We start from the raw sequence: 14,517 nt of genomic DNA, 5'->3' as shown, positions 1-14,517 counted from the left end.
GCTAAAGCATTGTTCAAAAAACACGCATGTTACTTGAGCATTTGCTTGCTCGTTGCACCATTGGTCGCCACGGCCGACGCGCTGCCGGTCGAGCCCTTGCCGGTGACGACGCCGGCACCGGTCGACCTGGCGCCCGTGCAGCAGGCGCTGGCGCAGTTGCCCAGTGTCTGCCCCGGCCTTGCGCCGCAGATCGACGCCGCCGCACAGGGGCGCCTGCAAGCCTTTTATCAGCAGCAAGGTGATGTCGCGTTGTGGTCCGACGAAGCCCGTCGCCAAGCCTTGCACGCCCAACTGCAACTGCTCGCCGACGACGGCCTGGACCCTTCCCACTATAGCCTGCCTGCCGTGGATGCCACGGCTAACGTGCTGTGCAGCGATATCGACAGCAGCCGCCACTACCTGCAGGCCCTGCAGGACCTGCACTACGGACGATTGCAACAATCACGCTTCGAACCGCTGTGGCATTCCCAGCCGCCTGCCCGCGACCCCGACGTTGAAGTGCTCGCCCTTGCTGCGGTGGGCCTGCAGGACATGGCCCAGGCGTTCGATCAAGCGCGCCCCGGCGCCGATCTGTATCGCAGCCTGCGCAATGCCTATGCGAGCGTGCGCCTGCAACCGTTGCCGCATTGGGACGCCGTGGGCAGTGGCCCGTTGTTGCGCCCCGGCATGGAAGACACGCGGGTGCCGCAGCTGGCACGGCGTCTCTACGACGGCGGCTACCTGGCCGCTGAGCCCCAGGGCGTCGGCAAGCAATACCGCGCGGAGCTTATAGACGCGGTCAAAGCCTTTCAGCTCAGCCATTCATTGCAGGCCGATGGCGTGATCGGTGCCGGCACGGTTGCCGAACTTAATCTCAGCCCGGCGGTGCGTCGCGAGCAGTTGCGCATCAACCTCGAACGCTTCCGCTGGCTGGCCCAGGACCTGGAGCCCGAAGGCGTGCTGGTCAACGTCGCCGCGGCACAGTTGAGCGTCTATCAGAGCGGCATCCCCGTGTGGCAAACCCGTCTGCAAGTGGGCCGCGCCGAGCGCCAGACACCGTTGCTCAAATCGCGCATCACCCGGCTGACGCTCAACCCCACCTGGACCATCCCGCCCACGATTATGCGCGAGGACAAACTTCCGGCCATTCGCCTCAATCCCGAATACCTGCGCCAGCAGAACCTGCAGGTGCTCGACGCCCAAGGCCAGCCGCTGGCCCCGGAACAGATCGACTGGGCACACCCCGGCAACATCCTGCTGCGCCAGGAAGCCGGCCCGCGCAATCCGCTGGGCAAAATCGTGATGCGCTTTCCCAACCCCTACTCGGTGTACCTGCACGACACCCCCAGCCAGCCGCTGTTCACCAAGGGCCCGCGCGCGTTCAGCTCCGGCTGCGTGCGGGTTGAACAACCGTTGCTGCTGCGCGACCTGCTGGTCAGTCCTGCCGAGCGCGCTCGCACCGACGAACTGCTGGCCACCGGCGTGACCCATGAATTTCGCCTGGCTACCCCGGTGCCGGTACTGCTGGGCTATTGGACAGTGGAAGTGGACCGCCAGGGCGGCCTGGTGTACGCGCCGGATATCTACGGGCGGGACCTGGTGCTGATGAAGGCGATGGGCAGCGTGCTCTGAATATAGGGCCGCTTCGCGCCCCAGCGCGGGAGGTGCGACGATGCGACAAGCCCGCTCATCACCTAAAAGCTCACTGCAAAAGCGTGCTCAGGGTGGCTATAAGTGGTGAGCGGGCTTGCCCCGCGCCGGGGCGCGAAGCGGCCCCAAAAACACCACCGCGATTCCACTTATCGCCCTAGATGAGCGAGCAGCGTTTCAACCGCCTCGGTCGCGGACAGCGTCGCCGTGTCGACGGTCAACGGCGCTTGCGCCCAGGCTTCATACTCATGGGTCATCACCGAGTGCCAAGTGGGTGGCGTCAGGCCGGGGATATCCCCGGTGCGCCTTTCAACCCGGCCTTGATGTGCCTGCCGATCGGAGCAAATCACCTGTACATCCACTAACTTAACGCCCGCCGCCAGGGCCACCGCCTGCCACGCCGCACGACTTTCCCGCACTGGATTGACGCCGTCGGCGATCACCCGATGCCCTAACAGAAGATTGCTCAGCGCGACGGCATTGGCCACGCCGTAACCGCTGGCCCCCACATCACCCGCCAGCACCTCGGCATCGCGAATGGCCTGCTCGATCACATCGATCCGCAGGTAAACCGCGTTGAGCCGCCGCGCCAGTTCATGGGCGATGGTGGTTTTGCCGGTGCCGGGCAATCCGCTGAAGACGATGAGCATGGTGTGGTCCTTGGATAGTTCAGTGGCCAGCGCCTACGTGTTCTGAAACGTCACCGTAAACGTAGTGCCGGCGGCCGCGCAGGAATTCACCGCCACATCCCCGCCGTGCACCTTGGCCAATTCGCGCACGATGTACAACCCCAGGCCCACGCTGCGTACATCGCTGCCCTGGTCGGTGCCGCGGGTCATGGGTTCGAACAGCCCTTCGAGCAAGGCCTGCGGGATGGGGGCGCCGTGGTTATGCACCGACACCGCACCTGCGTTGTCGCCAAGATGCGAGGTAATGGTGATGGGCTCCTGCAGATCGCCATACGCCACGCTGTTGGCCACCAGGTTGCCGATAATCTGCTGCACGCGGTCGGCGTCCAGGCACGCTTGGCCGCTGCCTTCGGTGCAATGCAACAGGGTGGCCTTGGGGAAGGCCACGCGCAGTTCATCCACCGCGCGCTGAATCACCTGGTGCAGGTCCAGTGGCGCGGCTTTGATCACGATGCCGTGGCCGACCCGCGCCTGGGTGAAGTCCAGCAGGTCGGCGATCATGCGCTGGGCACGTTCGGAGGATTGGCCGATATGCCCCAGCAGCTGACGCTCCTTGGCGGTGCGTTCGCTGCGGCTGAGAAAGTCCGAGGCCATGCGGATCGCGGTCAGCGGGTTTTTCAGGTCGTGGCTGACGATCGCCATCATCTGCTCGGCGAACACCGCGCGGCGCTGGGAGATGGCATAGGCCGCGTTCAACTCGGCCTGGGCGTTCTGCAGCGCCAGCTCTGTGGCGGTTTTTTCCTGCAGCAGCGCTTCGGCCAGGTTGCGGGCGTTCAGCAGTTCGCGCTCGTACTTGTCACGGTCGGTGGTGCCGAACAGGGCCAGGTCGTACACCACCGTATCGGCCTGCACGCGTTTATTGCCGTTGAGCAGCACGGTCACCTTGTGGCCGTCGCGGTGCAGGATGTCCAGTTTCACTTCGGTGATGCTGCCGTGCATGCGCAGCATCGGTGCCAGGTGGGTCTGATGGAAGATTCGCCCGCCCATGGTCAGCAGGTCCTGAAACCTGCGCGCACACAGCTCGGCGGTGCTGAACCCCAGCCAATCGCCGAAGCGCGCATTGGCCTTGAGGATCGTGCCATCTTCGCCGGTAACGGCCAGGGCGCAGGCGGCGCTGTCGAACACGTCAGCCGGCACGGGTGGCCGTCCACCGCGCCAGGAAACCGTGCATGGCCGCCGCGCATGCCTGGGGTGCGCTCATGTGCGGGCAGTGGCCGACGTTGTCCACCAGGCAGTACGTGCTGTTGGGCAACACACGGTGCAGGTATTCGCCCACCGCCACCGGGGCGATGAGGTCGTCGCTCGATTGCAGGATCAACACCGGGGTAGCCAGGCCGATTACGTCCTGGCGGTTGTCCGAGGTAAACGTCACCCGCGCAAAGTGTTTGGCGATCTCCGGCTCGGTGCGGCAGAAACTGTCGGTCAGGGCGTCGCTGAGCGCCGGTTGCTCAGGTGCGCCCATGATCACGGGCGCCATAGCGCTGGACCAGCCCAGGTAGTTGCTGTCGAGGGTGTCGAGCAGTTCATCGATGTCGCTGCGCTTGAATCCACCGATGTAACCCTCGTCATCGATATAGCGCGGCGACGGCCCGATCATCACATGGGCTGCGATACGTCCTGGCGCCAGGCGGTCGGCGAGGGTGCCGATCATCGCACTGACCGAATGCCCGACCAGAATCACCGGGCCTTCGGCATAGGCGTCGATAATCTCGTTCAAGTCGCGGGCGTAGCCGTCCAGCGTGGCGTACCGGGTTTTGTCGAACGCGCTGAGGTCCGACAGGCCCGCGCCCACCAAGTCGTACAGCACCACGCGAAAGTGCTCTAGAAACGCCGGCACCAGATCGTTCCACATGGCCTGGTTGCAGCCAAAACCATGGGAGAACACCAGGGTCGAGGTCCCGTTGCCCATGACGTTGACGTTATTGCGGTGACGTAAATCCATGGGCATCTCGAAAATTATGGCGTATTGCTATTGGCGGCCATTTTAGATAGTCAAACGCTTTGGGTCACGCGTTATAGCGCCGATAGAGTAAAGTCGGCGCCTTCAGGAAGAAACCTCGGGTAACAAATTATGATGCGTCGGTTGCGGCAATCCGCCTTGAGTCTGCTGTTGCTTGTGTGCGCCAGCCTGTTGGCGACGGCTCACGCCCAGACGTCGGCCATTGGTGTCGCCCTGGACCAGCGGGTGATCGACCTTACCCATACGCTTGACGCCTCCACCACCGTGCGTCTCAAACAGCAACTGGCCGATCTGGAACAACGCAAAGGCGCGCAAGTCGCCGTGCTGTTGATACCCACGCTCGGCGGCGCGGACCTTGAGGATTACACCAACCAACTGTTCCGCGCCTGGAAGCTGGGGCGCAAGGACGTCAACGACGGCATCCTGCTGCTGGTGGCCAAAGATGACCGCAAGGTGCGCATCGAAGTGGGCTATGGCCTTGAGGGCACCGTCACCGATCTGCTGGCGCACCGCATCATCGAGGAGCACATCACCCCGGCGTTTCGTCAGGGCGACTATGCGGGTGGCGTTACCCAGGGCGTCAATGACTTGGTTGTGCTGGTGGACGGTGGTGACTTGCCCCAAGTCGCCAAGCCAGACCTTAACCCCCAGATCATCGCGCTGTTGCTGGCCTTTATCACGGGTGCCATCGGCGGCGTACTGCTTGCCGCCGGCAAACTGCACTGGCGGCGTGCCTTGATCGCCGCGGTGGCGGTTACCGTGCTGCTGGCGGTTTTTGGTGGCGGCCGCGACGGGTTGCTGTTCCTGCTGGTGATGCCGTTGGTCATGCTGATCGGTGGCGCGACATTCGGTGCATTGTGGCTGGCGCGCGCTGTGTTTTATGGCGTCATTGGCCTGCTGGTTTACATCCTGGGATTGGTCGTGGTGAATCATTGGTACGCCGACGTCGACTTTATCCATTGGCTGGCGTATCCGGTGGGCGCGTTGGTGGTGCTGGGGTTGTACCTGGCCCTGTTCGTGGTCATGAGGATGGCGTGGCAGCAAAGCCGCGTGGGTTTTATCGCGCGGTTGCTGGCAGCGGTGGCGGTGTATGGGGCGGCGGGAATGTTGATGGACCTTGGGCGCAACAGCTGGCTGTTTGCATTCCCAATCGCGTCGTTTGCGGCGTTGTTCATTTTCATCAAGAGCAGTGGCGGTTCGGGATCGAGTTCGGACTCGGATTCAAGCTCGAGTTCGAGTTCGAGTTCAGATTCAAGCTCAGACTCCAGCAGCTCTTCCGGCGATGGTGGTTCCAGCGGTGGCGGCGGGGCTTCGGGGAGCTGGTGACGGCAGGCTTTTCGGCGAGGCGCTTGTCCCGGTTACAGTTGCTTAGACAGAAACAGGCGGCTGCTGCCCTGTGGCGCACAGGGTATTTCCCCGAACCGCACCCAGCCATGCTTCTCGTAAAACCCCGGGGCCTGGAAGCTGAGGGTGTACAGCACGGCATTCAGGCAACCCCGGCGTCGGGCTTCATCCTCAAAGGCGTGCAGCAACCGGCTGCCCAGGCCTGTGCCGCGCAGGGTCTCGGGCAAGTGGAACAGGTCGAGAAAGGCCATGCCCAAGGTGGTTTTGCCGGTGATGCCACCGATGACCTGATCGGTATCGGGGTCCTTGATCAATACCGTGAGCGGCAGGCGGTCGTTGTAGCCGGTGATACCTTCGTTGAACGCGGCCAGGCCGTTGCCGAGAATACGCTCGGCGTCGGGGTTGGGTTGGTCGCTGATTTCAATAAGCGCTGCGGTCATCGCGAAACCCTCCGTTGGTTAAAGCGTCATCACCATCTCATGCCAGGCCATGCCACCATGATCCGAGGGTGAAGGGCACACATAGGTGTAGCCCATGCGGGTGTACAACGGCACATGCTGTTCCTTGCACATCAGGTGAATCGTGCGCTTGCCCATCGCGCGCATGCGCTGCACAAACTCGGTCATCAGCACCGTGGAATACCCCTTGCCCTGATGCGCCGGGTCGACCACCACCGACATGATCACCACATTCGGCGCCTCGGCCGAATGCCCCACCAGTTCCTTGAACGCCTCGTCCGACATCACCACTTCATGGGCGCAGCCGCCGTTGATAAAACCCACTATTTCGCCGTCGGCTTCCAGGATCAAAAAGCCTTGCGGGTATAGCGCAATGCGCGTGGCGATCTTTTCCAGGGTCGCGGCTTCGTCACCTTCGTAGGCGGTGATTTCAATTGCATAGCAGCGAGCGGCGTCAGTGGGCATGGCGTTGCGCAGGGTGAGGGCGGGCATCGGTGTTCCTGGGGCGTTAAGCGGAAGGCCACATCATAGCGGCCTCGCTGGGACTCTGCGTTGAACACGGCTCAAAAAATGGGAATGGGCTTGTTCGCGTCAGGCATCGTAGCGGATACTTTTTCGACAATTTTGGCCATGGTCATCGACGTCAAGGGCAGTGTGAAAATCTGACGGTAACCGGGATACCAATGTGGGAGGGGGCTTGCCCCCGATGGCGGCGTGTCGGTCAGCGCATCTATAACTGAACCCGCGCCGCATATCATTGACGAAACCAGGATTGGCAATTACGCACGGACAGGGACCGTTATTCATTCACCCGAGCGGGTAATGAAAACGCATAAAGGGAAGGATCAATGCTGGAAATAAAACGCGCGACCCTCAACGACGCAGTCGCTGCTTTTGACATCCGCCGCGAAGCCATCCGCAGCCAATGCGTCGGCGCCTACACCGCTGAACAAATGGCAGTCTGGACGCGTGGCAAAGCCGAGGACGGCTACAGCGCACTGATGGACAAATCGTTTTATCTGGGTTGGCTTAACGATGAGCCTGTAGCCACCGGCATGCTTGACCTGGACAACAACGAAATCGGTGCGCTGTTCGTGTTGCCCGCATTCACCGGACGCGGGTATGGCAAGGCCATGCTGGATCACCTTGAAAGTCTCGCGCGGGAACTGGCGAAGAGAGTCCACCGGCGCCTTGGCGCCCAGCATCAAGTAACCCGCTAGCCTGGACGTCAGGTGATGATTGAGCTGCCAATGGTCGGTCTCAAACAAGACGTAAGCGGGGTCGATCAGCATCAGCATGCCTCCTCGGTGATGGGGAAGCAGAATAACAAGCACGGTTGCCTGTATGCCGCAAAACTACTCCATCTGTGTCTACCGCCCCCCCTGTCAGCCCCTTAGCCTCAAGCCCCCTTAACTCACACCCGAGCCCCCATGGATCTTACCGCCGTCCCGTTTTGCACCACCGATTGGTCCAGCGTTGAACCCGTCATCTATCCCGGCGTAACGGGCAGTGCCACCTGGCGCACCGGGCACTTTAGCACGACTCGCGTGCGCATGGTGGAGTACAGCGCCGGTTACCTGGCGGATCATTGGTGCACGCGCGGTCATGTGCTGTTGTGTCTGGAAGGCGAGTTGCACACCGAGCTGGCGGATGGGCGTCGGTTTACGTTGACGGCCGGGATGAGTTATCAGGTGGGCAATGATATGGAAGCGCACCGTTCATCGACGCTGGACGGTGCGAAGCTGTTTATCGTGGACTGATGGACGGGTTGAGGTGAGCCAACCCGAACCAAGCAGCTGCAATCAGTGCTTATGGCTAGGGTCCATGCCGTCTACGCCTCGGGCGGTGGCCTTGACTTCAATCGCCTGCTGTTCGCCCTTGGCATTTTCCACGGTCAGGGTCAGCGGCACCGGGTCACCTTCCTTGATCTGCCCGGTCAGGCCCATCAGCATTACGTGGTAACCGTTGGGGTCGAGGGTCACGGCTTTGCCGGCAGGCAGGGCCACCGAGTCCACGGGGCCCATGCGCATGACGTCGTCCTTCATGCTCATCTCATGGATCTGCACGTCCTTGGCCACCGGCGAGGCTACACGCAGCAGCTTGCTGTCGACGTCGGCGGTGACGGTCATGAACGCGCCGCTGGAGGGCTGGCCCGCAACGGTCGCGCGAACCCAGGCGTCGCTGACCTGCACCTGGGCGCTGGCGTGAGCGACGAGGCCCAGCAGGGCCAGGCCAAGGGTGAGGCGCTTGAGGTGTTGAACGGCAGTCATTAGCAGACCTCCATGACGGTGAGCAGGTCTTCTGCGCACTCTTGAGCGGTGAGGGATGCCTGGAGCCCCAGGCGCAGGTTGCCACGGGTGTCGAAGACAAAACTGGTGGCGGTGTGGGACAGGGTGTAGGTGTCGCCGGCGGGGATCTTTTCATAAAAGATCCCGAATTCCTTGGCGGCCACGGCGATTTCTTCCGGCGTGCCGTACAGCGCTTCAAAGCTGGGGTCGAAGGCCTTGACGTACTTGTCGAGAATCTCCGGCGTGTCGCGCTCCGGGTCCAGGGTGATGAAGATCACTTGCATGATTTCACCGTCGCGGCCCATCAGCTTCTTGGCCTGGGCGGCGCGGGCGAGGGTAGTAGGGCACACCGCCGGGCACTGGGTGAAGCCGAAGAACACCACCGGCATCAGGCCACGGTAGGAACTGAGGGTGACGGTGTCGCCCTCGGTGTTCTTGAGCTTGAACGTGCGGCCCATGATCTTGTCGCTCAAGTCCTTGCCGTACTTGAAGTTCAGTTTGGGGCTGTTGTCACAACCGGCCAGCAGGCCCAGGCCCATCAGGCCCATACCGGCCAGGACCTTGCGGCGGGTGAATAACGTACTCATCAACTGTGCATCCTGTAAAACGCCTGCATTGCGCCGGGTCTAGCCGTCAGGCTGGGAAAAGCAGGCATTTGAAGTAAGAAACGCGAAGGGCGCCAAGTCTACCAACCCCTACCCGCCTGCGTAATCTGCGACGTTCTGCCACAGGGGCGCGTCGCGCTTCATCCGTTGGCGGCGGTGATGGTAGAGTCGCCGCCATGAAATTGAGCCTGCCCGACCGTTCCCTGATCGCCTGGACCCTGTACTGCTGCGTGCTGATGAACCTGTTCGTGTGCGGTTTGAGCCATGGTCAGATGCTCGGCCAGCAGCTCAACGGGATCGGCGGGGCGTTCTGTTCAGTGGACGGCAAACCCGCGCCACTTTCCGATAAAGGGTCGGGTGACGCGGCTTCCAGCAACATTTCGAACTACATTGCCTGCCCGGTGTGCGCAGCCCTGAACGTGGCCCTGGTGTTCCTGATCGGCCTGGCCTGGCTCCTGGGCCTGGGTCAAACCCCGCGCCCGGCCCATGCCCAGCGCAACAAAGCGCCGCCGCGCTACGCCTGGCCCTCGGCCAACCCTCGCGCTTCTCCCGCCTTCTGACGTGTGCCTTGGGCCTCCTGTGACCAGGGGGCATTCTATCGTCACGACTGTGAGTGCGTTTCATGAGCTATCCATCGCCAACCGGCGCCGTTCGCCTGCGCGCAGCACCGGCGCCTGCGCAATACCCCAGCAATGCCCGTTGTTTCGTCCACCTGGACGCCCGTTTGTTGCCCTATTGGCACAGCCTGTTCGACATCTGCCCGGCGCTGCTCAAACTCGACCCGCCCGAAGGCCTGAACCTGTTTCGCAGCTTTATGACCTGGGCCTACCGCAACCAGCCGGCCGGGGATTGGACCTACCACCTGAACGTGTGCCGTTGGTTGCTCGGCTCGGCCTACCGCACGCGCATCAATGAGGAACCCGTTGAAGCGTTCATGGCCGCCGCTGCGGCAGGCTGGATCAATACCGATCACAGCCGGGCCGAAGGTATCGTGCTGGCGTGGCGCACGCTGCGGGTATTCGATTGGAAAGCCACGCCGCCCGTCACCGTTGAACAACCGCCTTTGCCGCCGCCCGGTTGGGATTTCGCCTGGAGCGCGCTGACCCGGCGCGGTGAGTTCCGCGGCTGGCAGGCGCTGACTTGATCTGACTCAGTTGTTCGCGGCGCTGACCTGTCTTCAGTCGATGAAATCCAAGACCTCCTTGATTTTGTCCGGTCTGAAGACACCTTCCGTGCCGCCGTCTGTGACCAGGGTAAAGGTCCCGTCCGGCTTCACATCGATGGCGGTCGCGCTGGCCAGGGTCATTGTCACACCGGGTTTTTGCACAATCGAGAGCAGAGGTTTGCGACCGTCTACTTCCTGACCCAATACACTGGCCATGCCCACAACGGATTTTGAGTTGCTGCCGCCGACGAAAATGACCTTGCCGCCGCCGTCCAATGATTGTTCCAGGGCCGCCAGTTCAGTGGCCGCGTGTCCATGGCTCAAGCCCATCGCCACGTTACTGCCGGTCAGGTGCATCAAGGTGCGTTTGCCATAGACGCCGTTCTTAAGGTCCGTCAGTACCACCAGCGCTGAGCAGTCCGACAGACCTCGGGTGGACAACACCGTATCGCTGTCATCGAGCGTGCGGCTGAACCCCATTTCCACCTCTTCGCGGGGGGCCGTCCGGGGAGAGATGACCTCGGCGAGGGTGCCTGGCGCGGTGGGCGTCTCATAGCTGTGGTCGTAAGGAGCCTTGGGCTGTTCGATCAGCTCGTCCAGCCACTTTGGATCGGTGGGGCTCATAACGCCGGTGGGACCATTCAGTATTTTCCGCCCACCGGCCTGCCATTCGGTCATTACCGCTTTGAGCCGGCTCGTGTACTCACGGGCCGGGCAGGCAATACCGGCCCAGGGATCGACGATCCATGCATCCCGCCATATAGCCTCGGAAAAATCACGGGTTGCCGGCGGGCGCTCCACAGGGCCTCCGATCACGGTGAACGCATGAGCGTTACCCGCCGACCATTCATAAGCCCGGCCACCGCTTTTGGTCACGATGTCCTTCGACAGCTGGCTCATTTCGCCACAGTTGCCGGCTCCGGCCTTCAGGATCATGTCCCCTCGATTCGGTGCATGGGGGTTGGTGGTACGGCGCATCCACTCCACGGTGGTGGCGGCCGCTTCGGCGCGTGCAAGATCGCTGGCTGAATGCACCTGGTTACCCGGCCCCAGGCCTGTCGCCTTGAGCCCGCGACTGACCGAGTCCTGCGTGCCTTTAGCGTAGAAGGCGTTTTTTTGCTCGGCCGTCAACGTGCTGAATCGAGCGGGTTTGGTCAATGGGCGCACACGTGCCGGCTTGAGGGCAATATCCGGCTTTTCGATGGCGTGGCGGCTTTGCAGTTGGTACACCACTTCGCGTTTTTGCTCGGCGGTCATACCTGAAACGCTGGCTTTGAGGTCCTGGATCTGGGCCTTTGTGTAGCCATTTTTTCGCAACTGTTTCAGGGCCTTGTCCAGCTGTGGCAGCGCAATCAAGTCGGCGTCGAAAGGCACCGCGGCAGTGCCTTGGCGCTGGGTCAGTTCACTGCGGTAGTGCTTGACCAGATCCAGATCCGCCGCGGTGGCTTCGCAGCGAATGAAGTTCACTTTGCCGGTCTGCCCATCCGTAATCAGCGCTTTGTAGAACGCTGCGGTGTCTGCTTCGACGATCAGGTACTTGCGTGTGTCGGCAGGGTTGGAACTGGAAACCACAACGCCACGGACTTCACGGGAATCATTACAAACGTCGCTGATTCGGCCAAGTTTCACCGCATAGGTGCGCTCGCGCAGGAACGCGCTGTCACTGTTGTCGTACATGCCGAATCGAGCGTTTTTGCTGATGTCGCCTTTGACCACGGTTTTGTATCGGACGTGCGCTTTACCGGGCAGCGGCACCAGCTTGCTCCCCAGTTCGGTATCCACCACTCGATTGATGCGCTTTTCGAAAATCACTTCCCGGTCGCCGTTGAACAAGGATTTGCGCGCAGCGGGGAACAGCCGAACGTGCTCCAGCGATTGCAGCTCTTTGCCCGCCAAGTCGGTGACGGGCTCCAGGGCTTTGGTGAAGCACCTATCATTGGCGCCGCGTTTGGCTCTGCGCGACAGGGCAGTCGGCGCCGGACAAACATCCTCGAACCGGTCGAGGCGGTCCGTGCGTTCGGTGGACTCCAGATCACTCAACAGCCCAGGCTGGTCGGCATCGTAGCGATAGACCTTTTCGCCCTCTACCAGATCGAAGCCGCTGGAGCGGGCAATGGTGTAAGCGTCGGACGAAACAGGCCGTTCGAGCATCAGCGGCGCGGCACCGTCGGCGAAGCGTTGCCGGCCGACTGCTGTACCTGTGGCCGCCGCCTCGCGGGAGACAGAGAAGGGATCTTCGGGCCGCTCGGCGGCGCCTATGGAGAACAACGTATTGAGCAAACCGTCGAGGGCCTTTGCTGCGCCGTCGCGGCGTTCGGCCTCGGTGTCGCCTGAAAGGGATTTTTGCGCCCCCAGAACGCTTTCGCCGAGGCCTGCCAGAAACGCCAGCGCCGCCACCGGTTCGGCGATGGGGGCCAGTTTGCCCAGCAGGCCGGCTGCCACACAAAGGTCGTTGAGCCAGGTGTCGCGCGTCACTTCATCGTTGGACTTGATGGTGACCTCTGCATCACGGCTCATCCGCTGGCAGGTCGCCCGCATGATGCTGTCGAACACATCGCCGGTGATGCGTAGGTTGCCGCTGTCGATCACGGTGCCCTCCAGACGATCCCAGGCGCCGGTGCTCAAGTTGCGCAGGGCGGTGTCGACGCCTTTCTCCGGGCGATCCTTGAGAAGCTGGTCACCAAACGGAATCAGCGCTTTGAAGAGGCTCACGACAGCGCTGCTGGAGGTGTCCTGGCGGTCGGACAGGCTGAAGTGCGATGCCAACGCTGTGCGCTTGTTCGGGTCCTTGCATTCATCGGCGATCCATTTGTCCATGCTTTCGAGCGAGGCGAACTTCAGGAACTCTGGCGTGCGGCCTGGGATGTAGAGGATCTGCCGACCGTCACGACGGCCTTTGAGGTAGAGGTACCGGCCGTCGTCCTGCTCGGTGAATCGCAGGATGTCCGTGGATCTGAAACCATTGATATCGAATGCATGCACGCGGACCTTGCCCTTGACCGGTGCGCGTGCCTGCAGTGCTTGGAGCGGCACCGGTTGCTCGGGACCCACCGGCACATTAGAGACGGCCTTCATGACCCACTCATAGTCGCTGCGGGTAAATTGTTCTGCGGCCGGGATTCGGGCGCGTTCGGCGGGGGAGGCTCGTTCGTACGCATTGAACTGGTTGCGGGCACTGTAGATAAACTGGCCTTTAAGGATGTCGCGATACTCGTCGGCGTGGTCCGTCCAGAAACTGTCCAGCTTGTCGTTCATGTGTTTCTGGAAGTCGGTGGACCACGCTTCGTGCATGATCTTTGAGGGGGGCAGGGGGAATTCGTTATGTTTGCCGTAGCCTCCGGCATGACTTTTACCGGGGCCGTCGAAGTAGAGGCCGGCTTCGAAATCCAGGTTGTTGGGCACCGCGTCGTGTTCCGAAAAATTCTTGAGCAAGGCATCGGGCAAGCGCAGTGAAGACTTCGGTTCCTTGCCCATGTGCTCCCATCCTGTCTGGGTGTCCGCGCTTTGGGAGCCGTCGAATCGGTTCAGATAGATTGTGTCGGCATCGAAGGGCTTGCCGGTCAACTTGAGGATGATTGCTTCGGCCCACTTTTTCGCTTCCTGACGAACATTCGGCAGCGCTCGATTGACATTGAGCAGGCGCGTAGCGAAATCACGCTTGTCGGCCCTGGACTGGGCCAATGCCGCGAACTGCGCCTGAGCCTGGGTGCCGAGGTTGCCAAGGGCTACGTAAGATCGGGTGTCGGCAGACCGCAGTGGGTCGTTTGGTGCAATCGGATCAAAGGCCCGCTGTGCGTTCAGGTACTGGATACGCGCGCGTTGGGCAGCGCTGTCGGCCTGGGGCGGTTCGCTCTGGAAGTCGGCAACCACGCCCAGTGGCGTGGCAATGAAACCGTTGCCTGGAACGATCTGCAGCGACTGATCGGGTGAAGGCGCGATCACCCTGGCCACCGTCATGATCGGGCCGGCGATAGCCCCCCAGCCGGATTCGTCGGTCGGTGTAAACACCGCGACATCATCGGCTTTTTTGACCAACAGCGTACCGGTGGACGGGTTCAGTTCCAGTTGTGCCAGGTCGAGCCCCTTGACCTGCATCCACTCCCACACCGCTGGATGGTCGAACAGGCTGCGATACAGCTCCAGCCATTGGCCTAACCCCGTTTGGGCGGGCACGCGCACCCAGGCAGGCTCCTCGCCCCGGTTCGCCTTGCTTAGCTCGTCGGTGAAGGCGGTGACCAGGCGTTGCTCATACGCGTCGCGAGGCTTACTCGACAGTGATTGCTGCACAACCGACCACGCTACGCCGAACATGGACGCCGCTGCGGGGCCGAGGGTGCCGGATAAGGAGTCGACCAAATGTTTGCGGTTTTGTGCGACGC

General features: G+C 62.0%; 13 protein-coding genes and 2 pseudogenes. 6 read left to right on the top strand and 9 right to left on the bottom strand.

The window, feature by feature from the left end:
- The first annotated feature begins 9 nt into the window (after positions 1-9).
- Complete coding sequence (locus PSH94_RS14720; protein ID WP_305435005.1) at positions 10-1,611, top strand: murein L,D-transpeptidase; 1,602 nt, start codon at positions 10-12, stop codon at positions 1,609-1,611.
- Positions 1,612-1,778: 167 nt separating this feature from the next.
- On the opposite strand, the gene PSH94_RS14715 is transcribed toward PSH94_RS14720, so the two are convergent.
- From PSH94_RS14715 to PSH94_RS14705, 3 genes are read right to left on the bottom strand one after another with little or no spacing between them, the layout of a single operon-like run.
- The gene (locus PSH94_RS14715) at positions 1,779-2,279 is read right to left on the bottom strand and encodes an AAA family ATPase (protein ID WP_253508128.1); all 501 of its coding nucleotides are present in this window, start codon (positions 2,277-2,279) and stop codon (positions 1,779-1,781) included.
- 33 nt (positions 2,280-2,312) lie between these two features.
- Positions 2,313-3,455 carry a PAS domain-containing sensor histidine kinase gene (locus tag PSH94_RS14710; protein WP_305435003.1) on the bottom strand — a complete coding sequence of 381 codons (1,143 nt, stop codon included), beginning with the start codon at positions 3,453-3,455 and terminating at the stop codon, positions 2,313-2,315.
- Positions 3,445-4,260: an alpha/beta fold hydrolase gene (locus tag PSH94_RS14705; RefSeq protein ID WP_305435002.1), complete on the bottom strand. Its 816-nt coding sequence runs from the start codon at positions 4,258-4,260 to the stop codon at positions 3,445-3,447. Before PSH94_RS14705 ends, PSH94_RS14710 begins: the two co-directional genes overlap by 11 nt.
- A 129-nt stretch (positions 4,261-4,389) precedes the next feature.
- Between PSH94_RS14705 and PSH94_RS14700 the strand changes: the two genes are divergently transcribed.
- Entirely contained in the window at positions 4,390-5,604 is a 1,215-nt protein-coding gene (locus PSH94_RS14700) for a YgcG family protein (RefSeq protein ID WP_305435000.1), read from the top strand.
- 32 nt (positions 5,605-5,636) lie between these two features.
- Here the strand turns inward: PSH94_RS14700 and PSH94_RS14695 are convergent, their stop codons facing one another.
- Together PSH94_RS14695 and PSH94_RS14690 are read right to left on the bottom strand one after the other, a co-directional pair.
- A complete protein-coding gene (locus tag PSH94_RS14695) occupies positions 5,637-6,062 on the bottom strand; it encodes a GNAT family N-acetyltransferase (RefSeq protein WP_305434998.1) in 426 nt (141 codons plus the stop codon).
- An 18-nt stretch (positions 6,063-6,080) separates the two neighbouring features.
- Positions 6,081-6,572 carry a GNAT family N-acetyltransferase gene (locus PSH94_RS14690; protein ID WP_253508118.1) on the bottom strand — a complete coding sequence of 164 codons (492 nt, stop codon included), beginning with the start codon at positions 6,570-6,572 and terminating at the stop codon, positions 6,081-6,083.
- A 356-nt stretch (positions 6,573-6,928) separates the two neighbouring features.
- Here PSH94_RS14690 and PSH94_RS14680 point away from each other — a divergent pair.
- A pseudogene (locus PSH94_RS14680) lies at positions 6,929-7,252 on the top strand (GNAT family N-acetyltransferase); the annotation flags it as partial.
- Here the strand turns inward: PSH94_RS14680 and PSH94_RS14675 are convergent.
- Positions 7,241-7,372, bottom strand: a pseudogene (locus tag PSH94_RS14675) (HIT family protein); the annotation flags it as partial. The pseudogenes PSH94_RS14680 and PSH94_RS14675 overlap by 12 nt on opposite strands.
- Before the next feature lie 138 nt (positions 7,373-7,510).
- On the opposite strand from PSH94_RS14675, the gene PSH94_RS14670 reads away from it, so the two are divergent.
- On the top strand, positions 7,511-7,840 hold the full coding sequence (locus tag PSH94_RS14670) for a DHCW motif cupin fold protein (RefSeq protein ID WP_305434996.1): 330 nt from the start codon (positions 7,511-7,513) through the stop codon (positions 7,838-7,840).
- A gap of 42 nt (positions 7,841-7,882) precedes the next feature.
- Here the strand turns inward: PSH94_RS14670 and PSH94_RS14665 are convergent, their stop codons facing one another.
- Positions 7,883-8,350 (bottom strand): copper chaperone PCu(A)C, encoded by a 468-nt coding sequence (locus tag PSH94_RS14665; protein WP_305434994.1) that lies wholly within the window; start codon positions 8,348-8,350, stop codon positions 7,883-7,885.
- Positions 8,350-8,955, bottom strand: coding sequence for an SCO family protein (locus tag PSH94_RS14660; RefSeq protein WP_181076803.1), 606 nt, complete (start codon positions 8,953-8,955; stop codon positions 8,350-8,352). The genes PSH94_RS14665 and PSH94_RS14660 overlap by 1 nt, the downstream gene beginning before the upstream one ends.
- 194 nt (positions 8,956-9,149) lie before the next feature.
- Here PSH94_RS14660 and PSH94_RS14655 point away from each other — a divergent pair, with 194 nt between their 5' ends.
- Positions 9,150-9,533, top strand: a complete 384-nt coding sequence (locus tag PSH94_RS14655; protein WP_285428149.1) for a DUF2946 domain-containing protein — start codon at positions 9,150-9,152, stop codon at positions 9,531-9,533.
- Between the two features lie 62 nt (positions 9,534-9,595).
- Positions 9,596-10,117: a putative natural product biosynthesis protein gene (locus PSH94_RS14650; protein WP_253508107.1), complete on the top strand. Its 522-nt coding sequence runs from the start codon at positions 9,596-9,598 to the stop codon at positions 10,115-10,117.
- A 33-nt stretch (positions 10,118-10,150) separates the two neighbouring features.
- On the opposite strand, the gene PSH94_RS14645 is transcribed toward PSH94_RS14650, so the two are convergent.
- Positions 10,151-14,494 carry a dermonecrotic toxin domain-containing protein gene (locus PSH94_RS14645; RefSeq protein ID WP_305434988.1) on the bottom strand — a complete coding sequence of 1,448 codons (4,344 nt, stop codon included), beginning with the start codon at positions 14,492-14,494 and terminating at the stop codon, positions 10,151-10,153.
- Between the last annotated feature and the right edge of the window lie 23 nt (positions 14,495-14,517).

The sequence above is a fragment of the Pseudomonas sp. FP2254 genome, assembly GCF_030687695.1.
Classification (GTDB): domain Bacteria; phylum Pseudomonadota; class Gammaproteobacteria; order Pseudomonadales; family Pseudomonadaceae; genus Aquipseudomonas; species Aquipseudomonas quebecensis.
Note: the sequence above shows the minus strand (reverse complement) of the source record. Positions and strands in the feature narration are given on the sequence as shown.

Bases quoted from the DNA above. Each gene is read 5' to 3' on its own strand.
- PSH94_RS14715 (WP_253508128.1), bottom strand. From the start codon at position 2,279: ATGCTCATCGTCTTCAGCGGATTGCCCGGCACCGGCAAAACCACCATC.
- PSH94_RS14705 (WP_305435002.1), bottom strand. From the start codon at position 4,260: ATGGATTTACGTCACCGCAATAACGTCAACGTCATGGGCAACGGGACC.
- PSH94_RS14700 (WP_305435000.1), top strand. From the start codon at position 4,390: ATGATGCGTCGGTTGCGGCAATCCGCCTTGAGTCTGCTGTTGCTTGTG.
- PSH94_RS14695 (WP_305434998.1), bottom strand. From the start codon at position 6,062: ATGACCGCAGCGCTTATTGAAATCAGCGACCAACCCAACCCCGACGCC.
- PSH94_RS14690 (WP_253508118.1), bottom strand. From the start codon at position 6,572: ATGCCCGCCCTCACCCTGCGCAACGCCATGCCCACTGACGCCGCTCGC.
- PSH94_RS14670 (WP_305434996.1), top strand. From the start codon at position 7,511: ATGGATCTTACCGCCGTCCCGTTTTGCACCACCGATTGGTCCAGCGTT.
- PSH94_RS14665 (WP_305434994.1), bottom strand. From the start codon at position 8,350: ATGACTGCCGTTCAACACCTCAAGCGCCTCACCCTTGGCCTGGCCCTG.
- PSH94_RS14660 (WP_181076803.1), bottom strand. From the start codon at position 8,955: ATGAGTACGTTATTCACCCGCCGCAAGGTCCTGGCCGGTATGGGCCTG.
- PSH94_RS14655 (WP_285428149.1), top strand. From the start codon at position 9,150: ATGAAATTGAGCCTGCCCGACCGTTCCCTGATCGCCTGGACCCTGTAC.
- PSH94_RS14650 (WP_253508107.1), top strand. From the start codon at position 9,596: ATGAGCTATCCATCGCCAACCGGCGCCGTTCGCCTGCGCGCAGCACCG.